This is a genomic window from Bradyrhizobium sp. SOJA106, assembly GCF_059448745.1.
Window position 1 is genome coordinate 6,659,766 of the sequence record NZ_CM182549.1, and the last position, 17,255, is coordinate 6,677,020.

Here is a 17,255-nt window from a genome sequence, read left to right on the forward strand (position 1 = left end):
GAGAGGCTGCGCCGCGGCTCATCTCACCCATCCTACTGCGGGTGGATCGCGGTGGGATCGTCGAGATCGACCTCGCTGTCGGCGTCGGCCGCGCCCTTGTTGGTGTCGACGGTCGCATAGACCGACATGCCGGCGCGGAGCAGGTTCTGCTTGGAGACCGATTTCGGCACGCGGATGCGGACCGGCACGCGCTGCACGATCTTGGTGAAGTTGCCGGTGGCGTTGTCGGGCGGCAGCAGCGTGAACACCGAGCCTGCGCCCGCCGCGATGCTGTCGACCACGCCGGAGAACTTGCGCATGCCATAGGCGTCGACCTTGATCGTCACCGGCTGGCCGGCGCGGATGCGCTTGAGCTGCGTCTCCTTGAAATTGGCGTCGATATAGACGTCATCGAGCGGCACGATATTGCCGAGGCGCTGGCCGACCGCGACGAAGTCGCCGGCGTTGACGAGACGGTTCGAGAACGTGCCGTTGACGGGCGCGCGCACCGCGGTGAAGGCGAGATCGCGCTCGGCTTTCGCCAGCGTTGTCTTGAGCTCGGCGAGCTGCGCCTGCGCTTCGGCCTGCTGGGCCTTGGTGACGTCGACATTGCTGACCGCGACGTCGTAGGCGGCCTGCGCGGCCTTCACCGCCGCGGCGCCCTGGTCGCGTCCAGCTTCCGAGCTTTCGAAGGTGGCGCGCGAGGCAAAGCCCTTGCTGCTCAGCGCCTGCTGGCGCTCATAGTCGAGATCGGCGCGCTTGAGGCCGGCCTCGGCCGAGACCAGCTGCGCCTTGGCCTGGACGACCTGGCTTTCGAGCGCCGCGATCTGGCGGCCGATGCGATCGATGGTGGCCTGCTGGGTTGCGATCCGGGTCGCGGCAGCGTCGACCGCGATCTTGTAGTCGCCGTCATCGATGCGGAAGACGATGTCGCCGGCTTTCACCGGCGTGTTGTCGCCGGCGAGGATCGCCGAGATGTGGCCCGCCACGCGCGCGCCCAGCATGGTGTTGTTGGCGCGGACGTAGGCATCGTCAGTGGAGACATAGAAGCGGCCGACCAGCATGTAATAGCCGGCATAGCTTGCGGCCGCGAGCGCCAGCACAAGGCCGACGCCCATCAGCACGAATTTGCGCTTGCCCGATTTCGGCGCATCGGCGGCTGCAGGTGCAGCCGGCTTGTCGGTCACCGGCTTCTCCGGCGCCTCGTTGGTGCGGCGCTTGGTTTCTTCGGCGACATGAGAGCGCAACTGCTCGGCAAGGGCGGCAGGGTTTTCAGTCGCAGCTTCGCTGCCTGCCCGCTCCGGCGTCCTCTCCACCGTGTCCTGGCGAAGCACGCGCGCAGCCTGGTCTCTCGATACGGCCATGACGGCCTCCCCACAAAAAAGCACGACCAGGGACCGCCGTCGTGCAGACGGTTCCCTCTCGTACATTCCAAATATCATTGACCGAACCGTTCGGTCAATATACATATTTTTCCCGGGTCGACCTTATCGCCCCGAATCCTTTATTTGGGCTTCATGGCTCTGGACCCGATCCAAAAACCTGCTGAGACCCTGAACCAATGGTTGTAGTCGACCGCGAACAGCTCCGTGTTGTCCAAGAGGAGGACAGCTCGAAGCGCCGTCAGATCCTGGACGGGGCGCGCAAGGTGTTCATGGATCTCGGTTTCGACGGCGCCAGCATGGGCGAGATCGCACGCGCGGCGCAGGTGTCCAAGGGCACACTCTACGTCTACTTCGCCGATAAATGCGCGCTGTTCGAAGCCATCCTCGAGCAGGAGGCGCTCCAGCACGGGCAGGTCGTGTTCAATTTCGATCCCTCGCGCGATGCCGAGACCACGCTGAAGGATTTCGGCCAGGCCTATATCCACCTGCTCTGCCGCCCCGGCGGCGGATCGGCGATCCGCACCGTGATGGCGATCGCCGAGCGCATGCCCGACGTCGGCCGCCGCTATTATGCGCGGGTGCTCGAGAAGACGATCAACCGCCTCTCGGACTATCTCAAAGTCCATGTCGCCTCCGGCAATCTCAGGATCGACGATTGCGACCTTGCGGCCTCGCAGTTCATGGAACTGTGCAAGGCCTCGCTCTTCCTGCCCTTCGTCTTCCAGGCCGCGCCCGCGCCGTCGGAAGCGCGCATGACCGAGGTCGTCGACAGCGCGACGCGGATGTTCCTGGCGGCGTATCAGGCGAAATAGCGGCAAGCGCGCCGCGTTGCGCGAGCCGGTGACGCGGCACTATATTCGCGCCATGTCCCGTGATCTTCGCCCGCCCGTCGATGTCCTCCATTACGAGATCGTCCAGGAACAGGCCTCAGCGCTTGGACGGATGGGCCGCGCGCTCGAACAGGCGCTGACGCGCCTGCGTGAATTCGACGCCGCGCACGCGCTTCCCGAGACGCCCGCCTCGCAACCGGCAAGGCGCAAGCTGGTGGCGGAAGCAGGTCACGCACTCTGGATGTTCGTGGTGCAACGCGAGGCGTCGGGCCTGCGCGACAGCCGCCACATCATGCGCACCTACAACGTTCCCGCCGAGGTGCAGCGCTGCATGGGGCTGGCCCCCACTCCTTCGAAGCCAAGCTCGAAATCCAGACCTTAGTCGTCGGCGTAGTCGTCCTCGTCCTGCTTGCGCGCCGTGGCCTTGCGCGCGCCGAGCGAGCCGGTCACGTAGGGATCGCGCGAGCTCGCATAGGGGCTGCGCCGCTGCGCGCGCGAGGCAACCTCGTCGCCGGAGACGGCGGCCGGCTGGCAGATCAGGCGCCGGCTGGCGCGGCGCATCAGATCCACGTGGATATGATCGTAGTGATAGACGTTGGACCCCGGCGCCAGCACCGTCGTGAAATGCGCGCATGCCCCCGACTGTACGTCGCGCAGAAAACCCTGCTCTTCCGGCATGCCGCGCCAGCCGTCCTTCACGGTGACGCGGCGGCCGTCAGCGAGCACGAAGGCCGAGATGTCGAGCGCGTTGCCGAAGGCGTGCTCGGAGATGTGCGCGTGCGGATTGCCGTTCATGCCGCGGCAGGAATAGGCGGAGATCTGCTTGATCTCGACGACGCGCGCGCCGAACCAGCGGATTGCCGACGGCTGCACGGTGTCCGCGAGCCAGCGATCGAGCTCGGACACGATCGGACAGGCGAGCGTCGCGGTCGGCTTCACCGCGACGGGACCGACCACGGTGACGGGATTGCCTTGCGCGGGACCAAGGCGTGGCAGCGGCTGTTGCGCCGGCGGCTGCGAATAGGGCGCCGGCCGCGCCGGATAGCTCGGCGCATTCATGTAGCGCGCCGCGCCCGCGGCATCGGTGCCCTCGGGCGGCAGGTCGATCTCGTCCTCCTGCGGCGCCACGCCGGGCGCGTTCAGCGACATCGGGCCGGATGAGGCGCCATATGCGGACGGCTGGCGCGCCGCGCTTTCGGGATAGTTCGAGCGTTGCGGATAGGACGACGGATAGTTCTGGCCTTGCGGATAATTCGATTGCGGCTGCGTCACCGGCCAGCGCGGCTGGTTACCGATGCTGCCGGGCGGACGCAGTTCTTCGTCAGCAAAACCATAGGTGCCGGAGGCATCGCCAAGGGCCGCGACCTTGAGCGGAAACTCGGCGCCGCACATGCCGGGGCCGGAGATCGGGTCGATGCGGACGATATCCGCGCTTTCCTTGACCGCGCCCGATTTCAGGCACGCGGCCTCGGCCTCGGCTCGCCACGGTTCACGTTCGGCCTGGAAAAAGCCGCGTCCGCAACCCGCAAGCGAAACAAGGACGATGGAGCCGACGAGATACAAACGAACTCCGCGCGTCATGCACGCACGTTCGGTGAATTTACTTAAAGACTCTTCAACGTGTCGGCTTCAGCGTTCTTTGACCGTGGCGGCCCGCATGCGCGCGGAACGAGCGACAGCGAGGCTGACTTTTTCGAGTGGAGACTCTCTGTTAACCATGATGTTGGCGCGCAAAGCGGCGCGCATGGAGACATCTCATGACGTTCGCTGGGAGACTGAGCGTCATCACCGCGTACCTCGCCATGGCCTTTGTCGGCGCCATCGTGCTCGGCGTGATCTAGACGTGATCTAGAAACGACACCGACCGCATCACCCGGCTCACCCGCCAGCGCTGGATCATCCAGGCGCGGGACTTTTTGCTGCATGTGTGCTGCCTCACCCAGTCACCCACCGGCGTTATGACGTCCATCACGGAAGGCGGGGCAGGCGCGGCGTAGGGTCGAACCACGCTTCATCCACCAGCGACACCAGTCCATTACCGGGACCGCGCCATTTTCGGAGGTTGTCATGAACAAGCTCACCATCGCGGCCGCCGCGCTCTTCCTCGCGTCGAGCGCGGCCGCGCATGCCGGCAACTCGATCGCGTTCCAGATCGACGGCCAGCACATCCGCATCGAGACGCCGCGCAACTGCGCTTCGCTCGACTGCGTCACCATCGTCGCGCCCGGCCTGTCGAACAAGCCGATCAGGCTGAACAACATCAACCTCAACGGTTTTGGCGGCTCCAAGGACGATGACGTCGACACCACGGTCCCGGCGACGACGGTTCAGCCCGCCCCGGCTCCGGTGCAGCAGCAGCCCGTGCAGCAGGCGCCGGTGCAGGCGACCGCGCCTGCTCCGGCCACGACGGTTGCCGCCGCGCCGGCTACCGGCTACGACAACATGACTGAGCCCGCGCCTGCTGCAGCTCCCGCTCCCGTCGCTGCGCCCGCGCCCGTTGCTGCTGCTCCCGCACCGGCTCCGGTGGCCGCCGCACCCGTGGCGGCGCCGAACTCGCCGATCGGCGTGTGGGCGACCGAAGAGAACAAGGGCAACGTCCGTGTCGAGCAGTGCGGCCCCAATCTGTGTGGCTACGCCGAGAAGACCAACGAGCGCATCCTGATCAACATGAAGCCCGATGGCACGAAGTGGAGCGGCCGCATCCACGATCCCGACTCCGGCCGCAATTACGACTCGACCATCGCGATGAAGGGCGCGAACGCACTGCGCGTGCAGGGCTGTGCCTTCGGCGGCATGTTCTGCGGCGGCCAGACCTGGAAGCGCGTGAGCTGACGCTCGAAGCGCGTCATCCCGGGGCGATGCGAAAGCATCGAACCCGGGATCTGGAGCGACAAGCTCGTACCACATCCTTTAGATTCCGGGTTCGCGACTTCGTCGCGCCCCGGAATGACGAGCATGAACAGACCGCCACGTCGCCGACACCGGAACGCGCCGTTCGAACGCTCTCCCCTCCCGCGCGACTCACGTTCATCCGCCATTCAGCTCCCTCCGGCTGATATCGGCCGATCTCGCCTCGCGTTCTCACCGGGACCTCCTCGTGACTTCATTGGTGGCTTGGCGCCGCTTCATGTTCGCGCTTGTGCTGGCCTTGCCGCTGGCCGGCGCGCGGGTGGCTTGTGCATCCGATGCAATCGAAATCGCGCAGGCGCAGCCGGCACCTGCGGCCTCCCCGACACCCGCTCCCTCGCCGACACCATCAGCTTCGCCGGCTCCGGCGGCAGACGCGCAGACCACCGCCGTCGAGCCGATCGGCAACGTCGCGACCGTGACGGGGATCGCGACGGTAATCCGCGACAGGAATTCCTATCCGCTGCGTGTGCGCGACGACATCTATCTCAACGACGTCGTGCAGACCTCGTCGAACTCCGCGCTCGGGATCACCTTCAACGACGCGACCACGTTCAACCTCTCCGCCAGCGCCAAGATCACCATCGACAATTACGTCTATGAGGACGGCGGCAAGCAGAACTCGGCGATTTTCGATATCGGAAAGGGTACTGTCGCGTTCGTCGCAGCGGCGGTGGCGAAGAGCGGCGACATGAAGATCACGACGCCGACCGCGACGCTCGGCATCCGCGGCACCACCGGTGTCGTCGATGTCCCCGAGGGCGCGGCGGCGAACAGCGCGAGCAACGTTAACATCAAGCTCTATCCCGACGCCGACGGCCGCGTCGGCCACATCGACGTCGACGACCGCACCAGCGGCACGCGGCTCGGCGCGCTGACGCGGGCCGCGAGCGGCTTTGCGATCCGCCCCGGCGCCGCCACCGCCGGTGTCATGCGCTTTGCCGCGGTGCCGATCACGATTCCTGCGCAGCAGATCGCGCGCGACCGCGGTTTCGTCAGCCAGGTGCATCTGGCGCAGGCCACGGGCCGGCAGATCGTCAGCGAGCAGCGCGACTTCCGCCGCGCCAATCCAACTGCGATCAGCCGCATTCCGCGGCCGGCGCAGCCGCCGCAACAGCAACAACTGCGCCCCACGACAGCGCCGGCTCAACAGCCGCAGCGGCCGAACGGCCAGCCCGGCCAGAACAACCGTCCGGGCCAGCAGCAGCCGGGCACGCCGGGCCGCCAAGGAACACAGACGCCGCAGCGCCAGGGACAAGGCGGCGCGACGCAGCCGGGCACGCCGCGCGCGGGTCAGGGTCAGCAGCAACCCGGCAAGCCGCGCACGAGCCAGCCGCGCGCGGGACAGGGCACGCAACCCGGTGGCGCACCGCAGACGCAGCCACAGCGCAGCGGACAATCTCCGCAAGCGCCAGGAGCCGCCACGCCTCAGCCTGGCGCGACGCCGCCGCACACCGGATTACGGCCCGGTCAGCCCGGCGCGCCGCCGACTGCCCAGCCGCAACAAGGCGCCGTACCACTCCAGCCCGGCTTCCAGCAGCACCTGCCCGGCGCGCAACGCCCCGCCGCGCCGCGCAGACCCGCGCCAGTTCAGGTTCCGAAGGAAAAGAAGAAGCAGTAGGTTGGAAGGCTCCGCTCTTCGTCGCGGGCGAATTTTCTCGTAGCGGGTGGGCAAAGCGAAGCGTGCTGCTCCCTCCCCGTCATTGCGAGCGCAGCGAAGCAATCCAGAGTCCCTCCGCGGAAAGATTCTGGATTGCTTCGCTGCGCTCACAATGACGGCGTGGAGAGAGACGAACGGAAAAACTCACGCCTCGCCGCGCAGCCAGGCCCGTACCTTCTGCAACAGGCCGTGCCGCAGTTCATCGACAGAAGCAGCCTCGGCCGGTGTCAGCGTCTGCAACGTTGCATCGATGTCGTCGGCGGCCAGCGTCGGCTCCGGAGCGGGTGACGGTGCAGGTCCCGCCGCGGCGATCGCGATCGGGCCGACCTGGGTGAGGAACGCGCGCTCATATTCGCGCGACAGGCGCGCGAGCGCGTCGTCGAGTGTCAGCCAGTCCACCGCCTTGATGTCGTTCATCAGCTTGCGGACGGGACCGCCCTCGGCCTCCATCCGCCAGAAATGCACGACCTTCGAGCGCCCGCCCGACTGATAGACCAGCGTGCCCAAAAACTCGTGCATCGCCACGTCATGGCCGGTCTCTTCCAGCACCTCGCGGTGCGCGGCCTCTCGCGGCGTCTCGCCGTCGTCGAGCTTGCCCTTGGGGAGGACCCATTCGTTGCGCTTGCGCTGGCGCACGATCGCGATCAGCGGCGTCGAACCACGCCGCAGCACGATACCCCCCGCCGCCATCACCGGCGCTCGCGCCATTACCTAAACCCGTCGTCGTCAGAGTGGTCCCCGCGGACGATATAGGCGACGGCCACGGCAGATTGAAGGCTACTTTCTTTTCAACAGCGCTTGACCTGCGCGAATGCGCGTGCCCTCGGCAATGCCGTCGCAGAAGGTAAAATCGCTGGGCGCCAGGATGATGATGGTCGAACCGTGCTCGAACCAGCCGAGCTCCTCACCCTTGGTCACGTTGACGTCGCAGGGGAAATTGACCGGGCCGCGGGTCTGCGCGTTCAGCACCATGTCGAGGAAGTGCAACCGGATGCTTGCGACCAGGATCGCAGCAACCGGCACGAGCGTCACCGCCTCGCCGGTCGAAAGATGCGTGCGGATCACCGCGCGCTCGTTCTTGCAGAACAGCCGCTCCACGCGCTTGAGCGCGATCGGGTTGACGTTCCAGACGTCGCCATGGATCAGCGTGACGCGCTCGATATGCGCGTCATAGGGCGCATGGAAGCGGTGATACATGCTCGAGGTCAGCCGCAGCGTGACGAAGCTTCCGTTGCGATGCTGGTCGACCAGCGCGGAATCACCGACGAGGTCCAGCAGCGAATACGGCGCACCCTTGACCTGGAACAGCTCGGTGTCGGCGATCCGCCCATGGGCGCCGACGATGCCGTCGGAGGGACTCGCGACGACGGAAGGGTCCGGGTCAAATGGCCTGAGGCCTGGCTTCAGCTCCCGGGTGAAGCAGTCGTGCAGACTCCTAAAATGAGTCTTGCGCGCTTCCGACAGATCGAGGTCGGAGAACAGCCTCCACAGCGCGATCGAGAAGTCCCGCACCAGTGGATTCTCGATCTTGGAGAACCAGCCCATGAACCGGGTCAGGGCCGCGCGCGGGATGCGGTTGGTCAAGAGGAAGTTGAGGTCTTCCTGCTGGGTGAAAGAGGCGATCAGGGCTTTGACTGTCATGAATCTGTCAGCTCACAGGGTTAGCGCTTGTTGTCATGGAAACGACACTCCCGATTCTCTCGATGTCCGTGGCCGCCGCAGCGTCCGCTGCCGCCGTCCTCCCGAAGATCAAGGCGCGGGTCGAATTGTCCCGCGCCAAGCACCGCTCGCTTGCCGGACACTCCAAGATGTCGCGGCGGGTGGCAAAGCTGCTCCCGTTCTACGAGTTCGAGGGCGACGAGTATTTCGGCTGCGACGGCGCGCCTGACAACGTGGTGAAGCAGCGCAAGGACGCCTTCTTCCGCCTCGCCCAAATCTACGCCGAGCGCTACCCCAAGGGCCGCGCGATGACGAAGGAAGCGGCGGAGACGATCTCCGACCTCAACTTCACCGAGAGCTACCGCGTGCCGTTCCAGTTCTCGCGTCTGGTCCGCGAGCATCTGGGCACCTCGACCTTCATGGAATCCTCCAGCGGCGTCACCGTCACCGATGTCGACGGCAATACCTCCTACGACCTCACCGGATCCTACGGCGTCAACATCTTCGGCAACGACTTCTACAAGGAGTGCATCGAGAGCTCGGAGAAGCGCGCGCATGCGCTCGGCCCGGTGCTCGGCCCCTACCACCCCGTCATCCTCGAGAACGTGCAGCGGCTCTGCCAGATCTCGGGTCTCGACGAGGTCTCGTTCCACATGTCCGGCACCGAAGCCGTGATGCAGGCGGTCCGCCTTGCGCGCTACCACACCAAGCGCACGCATCTGGTCCGCTTCGCCGGCGCCTATCACGGCTGGTGGGGCGACGTGCAGCCCGGCGTCGGCAATCCGATCCCCGCGCACGAGACCTACACGCTCTCCGAAATGTCCGAGAAGACGCTGCACGTGCTGCGCACGCGCAAGGACATCGCCTGCGTGCTGGTCAACCCGCTCCAGGGCCTGCATCCGAACGTCAACGCGCCCGGCGATTCCTCGCTGGTCGATTCCTCGCGCGGCGGCAATTTCGATCGCGCGGCCTATACCGAGTGGCTGAAGAAGCTGCGCGAGGTCTGCGACCGGCGCGGCATCGTGCTGATCTTCGACGAGGTCTTCGTCGGCTTCCGTCTCGCTGCCGGCGGCGCCCAGGAATATTTCGGCGTCAAGGCCGACATGGTGACCTACGGCAAGAGCCTTGCCGGCGGCCTGCCGGTCGGCGTGGTCTGCGGCAGACGCGAATTGATGCGCCGCTTCCGCGACGACCGTCCCGCCGACATCTGCTTCGCGCGCGGCACCTTCAACTCGCATCCCTACGTCATGACGGCGATGGACGAATTCTTGAGCCGGCTCGCCAGCCCGAACTTCCGCGCCATCTATGATGGGCTGGATGCGACCTGGAACGGCCGCGTCCAGAAGCTCAACCAGATGATGACCGACGCCGAGCTGCCGGTGCAGTTCGCCAACCTCTCGTCGATCTGGACGGTGAAATACACCACACCGTCCCGCTACAACTGGATGCTGCAATATTATCTGCGCGCCGAGGGCCTGGCGCTGAGCTGGGTCGGCACGGGACGGCTGATCTTCAGCCTCAACTACACCGATGCCGACTTCGCTGAGGTCGCCGACCGCTTCGTCCGCGCCGCCGAGAAGATGAAGGCCGACGGCTTCTGGTGGCACGACGGCGTGCTCACCAACAAGCGCATCAAGCGGCAGATTTTGAAAGAGATGCTCGCCAAGCGCTTTAGGCGCTGAGGCTCGATCTCCGCGCCGCACAGCCACTCGCCGCACAGCCACTATCATTCCGTGGCGGCTCGAAGAGCCGAACCCGGAATCTCGAGTATCCGGGTTCGATGCTTCGCATCGCCCCGGAATGACAATGCTTGCGGCATCCCCCAAGACCTGGATGCCCGGGACAAGCCCGGGCATGACGCAACCATCAGACATCGGAGTATTGGGTGTTAGCCGCGTGCTCAGGCGTGCTGCTCTTCGAGCGCGGGCTCGGCAATGAGGCCCAGCGTGTGCTCGGGGTTGAGGTGCAGGCCGGGGTCCATCAGCTCGCCGCGCATCAGCGCCAGCGGAGCAGAGCGATAGAGCATCAAATCGTGGAAGGGGTCGGTCAGGATCTTGGTCATCCAGACGAGGCCGGTCTCGACATCGCGGATGAAGAACAGGTGCACGGTGCGGAACAAAAGGCCGCCACCGCCGATCACCAGCCAGATCTTGGCGACCTGACGCATGAAGTCGGTCGCGGTCGCCCAGGGCGTGAACAGGCCGAACAGCGTCGGATCGACCACCAGCACCAGCGGCGAGAGCGCCCAGATCGCCATCAGCACCACCTTACGCTGAAGGTTGTAGCCGACCTTGATCTCTTCCTTGTACTCGTGCGTCGCCTGGTTGATGTGGTCGTAATCGTGCGGCTCGAAGAAGAAGTGACCGGCCTGGCGCGAGGTCATCGAGACCAGCCAGCCGACCAGCGCCGAGATCACGGGGTCGACGAACAGCCAGACATAGGCAAAGAGAAAGCTCAGCGCGCTGACGAAGTGCAGGCTCTGATTGATGCGGCTGTGGTGATAGTAGCGATGGTCGTCCCAGCGCTGGATCCGCAGCTGCTCGAGATAATTCTTGATCATGCTCTCTCCCAAAATGCTTCGGGTTCTGGATTTACAGGGATTCGATGTAGGCCGTGTGACATCATCATTTTGTCATATGACGATGTGCAGCGGCGCGATGACGCACGCAAACGCGTGAGCGGCGGAGCGAGCCGCCGCTCCTACGCAGCCTTGCTCAGGCTGCCTTGGCGACGTCGACCTTGCGGAAGCGCACCAGCGAGAAGTGGCCGAGCGGCGGAATCAGGCGGCGCTCGGCGAGCTCCATGCCATGCGCGCCGGCCAGCCATTTCGCGTAACGCGACCAGGCGAACTCGGCGGTGCGGAAGCCGAGCGGACGCACCACCGGCTGGAGTTTCTGCTCGATGAAGCGGCGCATGCCGGTGTCGGCGCTGACGCGGGTCAGGATGATCAGCTCGCCGCCCGGACGCAGCACGCGGGCGAATTCGTCGAGCGCCTTCTCCGGATTCGGCACGGCGGTGACGACGTACTGCGCCATCACGACGTCGAAGGAATTGTCGGGGAATTCCAGCTTCTCGGCGTCCATCACCGCAAGGCCCTCGACGTTCTTGAGCTTGCCCTCGTTGACGCGGCGGCGCGCCTTGTCGAGCATGGCTTCCGAAATGTCGGTGCCGAAGATGCGCAGATGCGGCGCGTAGAGCGGCAGCGAGATGCCGGTGCCGACGCCGACCTCGAGCACGCGGCCGCCGATCTTGTTGGTGGCCGCGATGGCGGCCTGGCGGCCCTTGGCGAACACGCCCCCGAACACGAGATCGTAGACGGGCGCCCAGCGATCATAGGCCTGCTCGACCGTGCCACGGGTGAGGTCGAGCTGCTGGGTGCCGTCAAGGTTCATGATCTTAGCCATCGATGAGGTTCTCGCTATGGTTCAAAGGGGTGATCAACCGCGCACCGGCCGCCGCGCCATGCGAGGCGAGGCGCGCAGGACGCGGCTGGGCTGAAGTGAGGTGAGATTGCCGACGAACTGGCGCGCGCTGTTCTCCCAGGAGCGCTCCAGCGCGAAGTTGCGGCAGGTCTCGCGCGACATCGTGAGCGCGCGCAGGCACGCGGTACGCAGATCATGGTCGATCGCGCCGATCGGATGATCGGCGATGACATCCTTCGGGCCCGTCACCGGAAACGCCGCAACCGGCGTGCCGCAGGCGAGCGCCTCGAGCTGCACCACGCCAAATGTGTCGGTCAGGCTCGGGAAGACGAAGACGTCGGCCGCGGCGAGATGCGCGGTGAGATCCGCGCCCTTCTTCTCGCCGAGAAATACCGCGTCGGGATATTTCCTTTCCAGCGCCGCCTTCTGCGGGCCGTCGCCGACGACGACCTTGGTGCCGGGCAGGTCGAGGGAGAGGAAGGCTTCGAGATTCTTCTCCACCGCCACGCGGCCCACGGTCATGAAGATCGGGCGCGGCAGGTCGAGCTTGGCGGGGCTGTCGGGATGGAACAGCTCGGTGTTGACGCCGCGCGTCCAGAAGCCGAGCCGCTTGAAGCCGCGTTCCGAGAGCTCCTGGCGCAGCGAGGGCGTCGCCACCATGGTCATTGCGGCGGCATCGTGGAAGTGGCGCAGCACGGCATAGCCGACCGCGGCCGGGATGCCGGTCCGCACCGAGACATATTCGGGAAAACGCGTCGTATAGGAGGTCGTGAACGCCAGGCGGTTGCGGCGGCAATAGGCGCGCGCGGCCCAGCCGATCGGCCCCTCGGTCGCGATGTGCAGCGCGTCCGGCGCCGCCTTCTCGATCCGCCGCGCGATCTCCTTTCCGCTCGGCAGCGCGATGCGCAGGCCCGGATAGGTCGGCAGCGGCCAGGACGGAAAGCCGTCCGGGGTGAGGAAGTCGATCTCGACATCGAGCGCCTTGGCGGCGTTGGCCAGCGAGGTCAGAGTGCGGACCACACCGTTGACCTGCGGATGCCAGGCGTCAGTCGCGATTAATACCCGCATGGGAAAATCCCGAGAGGTTGATGATTCTCGGCTTACGACCATCAACCACGGATATTTCAGGCGTGTGACGTCACATAAATGTCGGCCCGCTGTTTTGTTGGTTAACAGGCGCGCCGGGCCACGAAACTGTCATGAAACAATCCTTGCCGCGAAGAAACCGTTTTCGGTTTTCCGCGCAAACGTCCCGAAACTTCTTTCCGTTAGGAATTTAGGCAACGGAGCACCGAAACGGTGCCGCGGTGGTCAACACACCGAGCAAACAGGGGCGATCAATGTTCAATCTGGACACGTTCAAGGCGTATTCGCGCGCCGTTGCTTTTGGCGCAGCCGCGATCTCCGCAATCGCATTCGCCGGCCCGGCCAAGGCCGCGCCCGTGCAGCTCTTCCCGTTCTTCCAGCCGCTGCCGCCGATGTCCGCACTGCAGCCCTACCAGGCGCCGACCTATCAGACCGCGCCATCCGAGGATCAGGACGCGGTCGAGATGCCGGCGCGCTTCCGCCGCCAGACCGTCTCCTACGCGACGCGCGAGGCGCCGGGCACCATCATCATAGATACGCCGAACACCTATCTCTATTACGTGCTCGGAGGCGGCCAGGCGCTGCGCTACGGCATCGGCGTCGGTCGCGACGGCTTCACCTGGTCGGGCATCCAGTCGGTGAGCAAGAAGGCCGAGTGGCCGGACTGGACCCCGCCGCCGGAGATGATCGCCCGCCAGCCCTATCTGCCGCGCCACATGGCCGGCGGCCCCGGCAACCCGCTTGGCGCCCGCGCCATGTATCTCGGCGGCACCATCTACCGCATCCACGGCACCAACGCCCCCGAGACCATCGGCAAGCACGTCTCCTCCGGCTGCATCCGCATGACCAATGAAGACGTCACCGACCTCTATTCCCGCGTCAATGTCGGCACCAAGGTCATCGTGCTGCCGATGTCGGAACGCCGCGCGGACCTCGGCGCCGCGACGCGCTAAACGACGGGACAGGATAGAGATGTGAACGGCCCCGGCGAGACCGGGGCCGTTTGCGTTCGGCGTCGGCGTTTGCGGCACATCCCCTTCGAGACGCCCGCCTATGGCGGGCCCTCAGGATGAGGGCTGAGTGTGCGGCTCCCGGCTGCACCACCTGCTTCGCGAATGCCTGCCGCGACGGACGAAATGTGCGCACGATAACCGCTAACCACCCCACCGCCCCGCAATCAGGCGCAGCCACGCCGCCGAATGAAACGCGCTCATCAGGAGATACATCGGCACCATCCCGCCGAGCACGGAGCCGTGTCCGGCGACGCACAGCATGTCTGCCGGGCCGCCGAGCACTGCCGTCAGCACGGCCATGATCGCGAAGGTCGGTGTGGCCGCTAAGGCCAGCCATCTGGCGAAGTGGCGCGCGGCGGCGACGCCGTCACGGCTGTCATTGGGGGTCGCGCTGACGGGGCTGCTCATTTCCGTTCGCCCGCAGCCGCCTCGCGAAATGCCCTCTCGCCGGCGTCCGAGACCTCCACCCATTTCTCGTCGGGCGCGGCGCCTTCCTCGTAGCTGTCGTGCCAGTTCCACCATTTGTAGGTCGGCGTCTGCGGATAGCCGGGAGGCGAATCCTCCCAGACCTCCTGCCGGCCGAGCGGCGTGATGTCGAGATAGTTCCAGGTGCCGCCCATCTGCTCGTCGCCGCGGCTCTTGACGAAATAGGTGCGGAAAATGCGGTTGCCGTCGCGGAAGAACACGTTGGTGCCGTGCCATTCGTCGACGCCGAAATCCTTGTCGAAGCTGTCGGTGATGGTGACCCAGGGCATGGTCCAGCCCATCCGCTTCTTCAACCTGGCGATCTCGGCCTGCGGTGCGCGCGAGGCGAACACCAGCGTGGTGTCGCGCGCATTGAGGTGCGCGACATGCGCGACCTGGTCGGCGACCATCGAGCAGCCGCGGCAGGCATGATCGGGCCAGCCGAACACGCCCGGCTCGAAGAAGGCGCGGTAGACGATCAGCTGCCGCCGGCCCTGGAACAGATCGGCCAGACTGATCTTGCCGCCGGGCCCCTCGAACGCGTAGGCTTTGGTCACTTCCATCCACGGCATGCGCCGGCGCTCGGCGGCCAGGGCGTCGCGGGCGCGGGTAAGCGCCTTTTCCTTCACGAGCAATTGCAGTCGGGCGGCCTCCCAGTCCTGCGGCGATACCACCGGCGGTGTTTGCATCCCGTTCGTTCCTGCGTTGTCGGCTGATGTCATGATAGCTCTCCAAATCTCTCGTCCGGGCGCCCGGTCCGGATCCCGCCAAGGCAGGTGCGGAACCGTTCGCCCCTCGCCGCACATCGTCGGCCCTCGACGATTTCTGGCACCGAGCCGTTGCGCGGTGGGAGTAACAAGTGTGGCGGGATTTGAATGGAATCGCTGATCACGGCTGCGGCGCGCGCGCTGGAGGCCGGCGATCCGCTCGGCGCTCTGAACCGCGTGGCGCTGCGCAACGATGCGCCATCGCTGGCGCTGCGTGGCATCGCGATGGCGCAGCTCGGCGATCTCGCCAAGGCGAAGACACTGCTGCGGAGCGCCGCACGCGCATTCGGTCCGCGCGAGGCGGTGGCGCGGGCAAGATGCGTCGTGGCCGAGGCCGAGATCGCGCTGGTCTCACGTGACCTGAGCTGGCCCGTGAAAGCGCTCGCGGCCGCGCGCGCAACGCTGCAGAAGCACGGCGATCTCGCCAACGCCGCGCATGCGGGCCATATCGAAGCGCGGCGCCTTCTCCTCGTCGGACGTGTCGACGAGGCCGAGCAGACGCTGGCCGGGCTCGGCGCGCCCCCGCTCCCGCCTGCGTCCCAGGCCATCCGCGAGCTCGTCGCCGCCGGCATCGCAATCAGGCGGCTCAGAACCGAAGATGCGCGCGCGGCGCTCGGCCGCGCGGCGCGCGCAGCACGGCAGGCAAAGATCCCGGCGCTCCTGGCCGAGGTCGAGAGCGCGAACCTCATCCTCGACACGCCGGCCGCACGGCTGATCGCGGGCGGCAGCGAACACCCGTTGTTGCTCGGAGAAGTCGAAAGACTGGCGACCTCGACGGCGCTGGTCGTGGACACCTTCCATCACGTCGTGCGCCGGCAAGGCGTTGCCGTGTCGCTCGGAACGCGGCCGGTGCTGTTCGCGCTCGCGCGCCTGCTGGCGCAGGCGTGGCCCGCGGATGTCTCGCGGGAGATGCTGATGTCAGGCGCATTCCGGGCGAAGCACGTCGACGAATCGCATCGCGCGCGATTGCGCGTCGAGATCGGGCGGCTTCGCACCAAGCTGAAGCCGCTGGCCGACATCAGCGCGACGAAGCAGGGCTTTGTGCTGGCACCGCGCAAGACGCGCGACATTCTCGTGCTGGCGCGGCCCGTCGAGGAAAAGCACGCCGCCGTTCTCGCCTTTCTTGCCGACGGCGAGCCGTGGTCGAGCTCGGCGCTCGCGCTGGCGCTCGGAACCAGCGCGCGCACCGTGCAGCGGGCGCTCGACGAGCTGGCGCGATCGAACAAGGTGCAGTCGTTCGGACACGGACGGGCGCGGCGCTGGATGACCCCGCCGGTCCCGGGATTCCCGACAGGCTTGTTACTCCCCACGCCGCTGCTGAAAACGTAAGGTCGGCGGCACCTCACAGGGACCACGCACATGAAACGTTCAGCCGCCGAGATCGTCAGGGAGTACGGGCCGTTTGCGGGTGTCGAGGCCGTGCACGGCGTCACCTATGACGGCACTCATGTCTGGTTCGCCTCCGGTGACAGATTGAATGCGCTCGATCCCTCCAGCGGCAAGGTCGCGCGCACGATCGATGTCGCCGCGCATGCGGGAACGGCGTTCGATGGCCGCCACCTGTTTCAGATCGCCGAGGACCGCATCCAGAAGATCGATGCCGCGACCGGCAAGGTGCTCGGCACGATTCCCGCGCCCGGCGGCGGTGGCGATTCCGGGCTTGCCTGGGCAGAGGGCTCGCTCTGGGTCGGGCAATATCGCGAGCGCAAGATCCATCAGATCGATCCCGCAACCGGAAAGGTTCTGCGCACGATCGAGAGCAAGCGCTTCGTCACCGGCGTCACCTGGGTCGACGGCGAGCTCTGGCACGGCACCTGGGAAGGCGAGGACAGCGACATCAGGCGGATCGATCCCCAGACCGGCAAGGTGCTGGAGCAGCTCGACCTGCCCGCTGGGACGATGGTCTCTGGCCTTGAGTCTGACGGCGCTGATCGCTTCTTCTGCGGCGGTGGAGAGCGCGGCAATGTGAGAGCGATCCGCCGTCCCAAGCGCGGCTAAAGCATGATCCGGAAAAGTGCGAAGCGGTTTTCCGGAAAGATCATGCCTAAACAACAACCTAAAGCGCGATGACGATTTGTCCAA

Annotated in this window: 17 protein-coding genes; 8 read left to right on the forward strand and 9 right to left on the reverse strand. The window is 66.1% G+C overall.

The features are described 5' to 3' along the window. Positions 1-32 precede the first annotated feature (32 nt). A complete protein-coding gene (locus AC5V87_RS31380; protein ID WP_495368801.1) occupies positions 33-1,343 on the reverse strand; it encodes an HlyD family secretion protein in 1,311 nt (436 codons plus the stop codon). Positions 1,344-1,540: 197 nt separating this feature from the next. Between AC5V87_RS31380 and AC5V87_RS31385 the strand changes: the two genes are divergently transcribed. Together AC5V87_RS31385 and AC5V87_RS31390 are read left to right on the forward strand one after the other, a co-directional pair. After that, positions 1,541-2,176, forward strand: coding sequence for a TetR/AcrR family transcriptional regulator (locus tag AC5V87_RS31385; RefSeq protein WP_495368802.1), 636 nt, complete (start codon positions 1,541-1,543; stop codon positions 2,174-2,176). Positions 2,177-2,228: 52 nt separating this feature from the next. Beyond that, entirely contained in the window at positions 2,229-2,576 is a 348-nt protein-coding gene (locus AC5V87_RS31390; protein ID WP_495371980.1) for a DUF6665 family protein, read from the forward strand. On the opposite strand, the gene AC5V87_RS31395 is transcribed toward AC5V87_RS31390, so the two are convergent. Then, the gene (locus tag AC5V87_RS31395) at positions 2,573-3,775 is read right to left on the reverse strand and encodes an extensin-like domain-containing protein (protein ID WP_495368803.1); all 1,203 of its coding nucleotides are present in this window, start codon (positions 3,773-3,775) and stop codon (positions 2,573-2,575) included. The two genes, AC5V87_RS31390 and AC5V87_RS31395, sit on opposite strands and share 4 nt — an antisense overlap. 486 nt (positions 3,776-4,261) lie before the next feature. Between AC5V87_RS31395 and AC5V87_RS31400 the strand changes: the two genes are divergently transcribed. Next, positions 4,262-5,026: a DUF2147 domain-containing protein gene (locus AC5V87_RS31400; RefSeq protein ID WP_495368804.1), complete on the forward strand. Its 765-nt coding sequence runs from the start codon at positions 4,262-4,264 to the stop codon at positions 5,024-5,026. Positions 5,027-5,300: 274 nt separating this feature from the next. Further along, positions 5,301-6,722 carry a FecR domain-containing protein gene (locus AC5V87_RS31405; protein ID WP_495371981.1) on the forward strand — a complete coding sequence of 474 codons (1,422 nt, stop codon included), beginning with the start codon at positions 5,301-5,303 and terminating at the stop codon, positions 6,720-6,722. A 183-nt stretch (positions 6,723-6,905) separates the two neighbouring features. On the opposite strand, the gene AC5V87_RS31410 is transcribed toward AC5V87_RS31405, so the two are convergent. Beyond that, complete coding sequence (locus tag AC5V87_RS31410) at positions 6,906-7,469, reverse strand: NUDIX hydrolase (RefSeq protein ID WP_495368805.1); 564 nt, start codon at positions 7,467-7,469, stop codon at positions 6,906-6,908. A gap of 69 nt (positions 7,470-7,538) precedes the next feature. Next, entirely contained in the window at positions 7,539-8,402 is an 864-nt protein-coding gene (gene asd, locus AC5V87_RS31415) for an archaetidylserine decarboxylase (protein ID WP_495368806.1), read from the reverse strand. 35 nt (positions 8,403-8,437) lie between these two features. Here asd and AC5V87_RS31420 point away from each other — a divergent pair, with 35 nt between their 5' ends. Beyond that, complete coding sequence (locus tag AC5V87_RS31420; RefSeq protein ID WP_456843214.1) at positions 8,438-10,102, forward strand: aminotransferase class III-fold pyridoxal phosphate-dependent enzyme; 1,665 nt, start codon at positions 8,438-8,440, stop codon at positions 10,100-10,102. A gap of 218 nt (positions 10,103-10,320) precedes the next feature. Here AC5V87_RS31420 and AC5V87_RS31425 read toward each other — a convergent pair whose 3' ends face one another. The 3 genes from AC5V87_RS31425 to AC5V87_RS31435 form a co-directional block, all read right to left on the reverse strand. Beyond that, on the reverse strand, positions 10,321-10,980 hold the full coding sequence (locus AC5V87_RS31425) for a hypothetical protein (RefSeq protein WP_495368807.1): 660 nt from the start codon (positions 10,978-10,980) through the stop codon (positions 10,321-10,323). 154 nt (positions 10,981-11,134) lie between these two features. Continuing rightward, a complete protein-coding gene (locus tag AC5V87_RS31430; RefSeq protein ID WP_495368808.1) occupies positions 11,135-11,824 on the reverse strand; it encodes a class I SAM-dependent methyltransferase in 690 nt (229 codons plus the stop codon). A 33-nt stretch (positions 11,825-11,857) separates the two neighbouring features. Next, complete coding sequence (locus AC5V87_RS31435; protein ID WP_495368809.1) at positions 11,858-12,910, reverse strand: glycosyltransferase family 4 protein; 1,053 nt, start codon at positions 12,908-12,910, stop codon at positions 11,858-11,860. A 272-nt stretch (positions 12,911-13,182) separates the two neighbouring features. Between AC5V87_RS31435 and AC5V87_RS31440 the strand changes: the two genes are divergently transcribed. Next, positions 13,183-13,881, forward strand: a complete 699-nt coding sequence (locus tag AC5V87_RS31440; protein WP_495368810.1) for a L,D-transpeptidase — start codon at positions 13,183-13,185, stop codon at positions 13,879-13,881. Positions 13,882-14,082: 201 nt separating this feature from the next. Here the strand turns inward: AC5V87_RS31440 and AC5V87_RS31445 are convergent, their stop codons facing one another. After that, positions 14,083-14,349, reverse strand: a complete 267-nt coding sequence (locus AC5V87_RS31445; protein ID WP_456843209.1) for a hypothetical protein — start codon at positions 14,347-14,349, stop codon at positions 14,083-14,085. Further along, positions 14,346-15,128 (reverse strand): DUF899 domain-containing protein, encoded by a 783-nt coding sequence (locus AC5V87_RS31450; protein WP_456843208.1) that lies wholly within the window; start codon positions 15,126-15,128, stop codon positions 14,346-14,348. Before AC5V87_RS31450 ends, AC5V87_RS31445 begins: the two co-directional genes overlap by 4 nt. A 153-nt stretch (positions 15,129-15,281) precedes the next feature. On the opposite strand from AC5V87_RS31450, the gene AC5V87_RS31455 reads away from it, so the two are divergent. Both AC5V87_RS31455 and AC5V87_RS31460 read left to right on the forward strand, forming a co-directional pair. Further along, positions 15,282-16,502: a helix-turn-helix domain-containing protein gene (locus tag AC5V87_RS31455; RefSeq protein WP_495368811.1), complete on the forward strand. Its 1,221-nt coding sequence runs from the start codon at positions 15,282-15,284 to the stop codon at positions 16,500-16,502. Positions 16,503-16,532: 30 nt separating this feature from the next. Next, the gene (locus AC5V87_RS31460) at positions 16,533-17,171 is read left to right on the forward strand and encodes a Vgb family protein (RefSeq protein ID WP_495368812.1); all 639 of its coding nucleotides are present in this window, start codon (positions 16,533-16,535) and stop codon (positions 17,169-17,171) included. Positions 17,172-17,255 lie beyond the last annotated feature (84 nt).

Coding starts and splice junctions, on each gene's coding strand:
- AC5V87_RS31435 (WP_495368809.1), bottom strand. CDS start 12,910: ATGCGGGTATTAATCGCGACTGACGCCTGGCATCCGCAGGTCAACGGT.
- AC5V87_RS31410 (WP_495368805.1), bottom strand. CDS start 7,469: ATGGCGCGAGCGCCGGTGATGGCGGCGGGGGGTATCGTGCTGCGGCGT.
- AC5V87_RS31460 (WP_495368812.1), top strand. CDS start 16,533: ATGAAACGTTCAGCCGCCGAGATCGTCAGGGAGTACGGGCCGTTTGCG.
- AC5V87_RS31425 (WP_495368807.1), bottom strand. CDS start 10,980: ATGATCAAGAATTATCTCGAGCAGCTGCGGATCCAGCGCTGGGACGAC.
- AC5V87_RS31390 (WP_495371980.1), top strand. CDS start 2,229: ATGTCCCGTGATCTTCGCCCGCCCGTCGATGTCCTCCATTACGAGATC.
- AC5V87_RS31445 (WP_456843209.1), bottom strand. CDS start 14,349: ATGAGCAGCCCCGTCAGCGCGACCCCCAATGACAGCCGTGACGGCGTC.
- AC5V87_RS31385 (WP_495368802.1), top strand. CDS start 1,541: ATGGTTGTAGTCGACCGCGAACAGCTCCGTGTTGTCCAAGAGGAGGAC.
- AC5V87_RS31440 (WP_495368810.1), top strand. CDS start 13,183: ATGTTCAATCTGGACACGTTCAAGGCGTATTCGCGCGCCGTTGCTTTT.
- AC5V87_RS31455 (WP_495368811.1), top strand. CDS start 15,282: ATGGAATCGCTGATCACGGCTGCGGCGCGCGCGCTGGAGGCCGGCGAT.
- AC5V87_RS31380 (WP_495368801.1), bottom strand. CDS start 1,343: ATGGCCGTATCGAGAGACCAGGCTGCGCGCGTGCTTCGCCAGGACACG.
- AC5V87_RS31395 (WP_495368803.1), bottom strand. CDS start 3,775: ATGACGCGCGGAGTTCGTTTGTATCTCGTCGGCTCCATCGTCCTTGTT.
- AC5V87_RS31450 (WP_456843208.1), bottom strand. CDS start 15,128: ATGACATCAGCCGACAACGCAGGAACGAACGGGATGCAAACACCGCCG.
- AC5V87_RS31430 (WP_495368808.1), bottom strand. CDS start 11,824: ATGGCTAAGATCATGAACCTTGACGGCACCCAGCAGCTCGACCTCACC.
- AC5V87_RS31420 (WP_456843214.1), top strand. CDS start 8,438: ATGGAAACGACACTCCCGATTCTCTCGATGTCCGTGGCCGCCGCAGCG.
- asd (WP_495368806.1), bottom strand. CDS start 8,402: ATGACAGTCAAAGCCCTGATCGCCTCTTTCACCCAGCAGGAAGACCTC.
- AC5V87_RS31400 (WP_495368804.1), top strand. CDS start 4,262: ATGAACAAGCTCACCATCGCGGCCGCCGCGCTCTTCCTCGCGTCGAGC.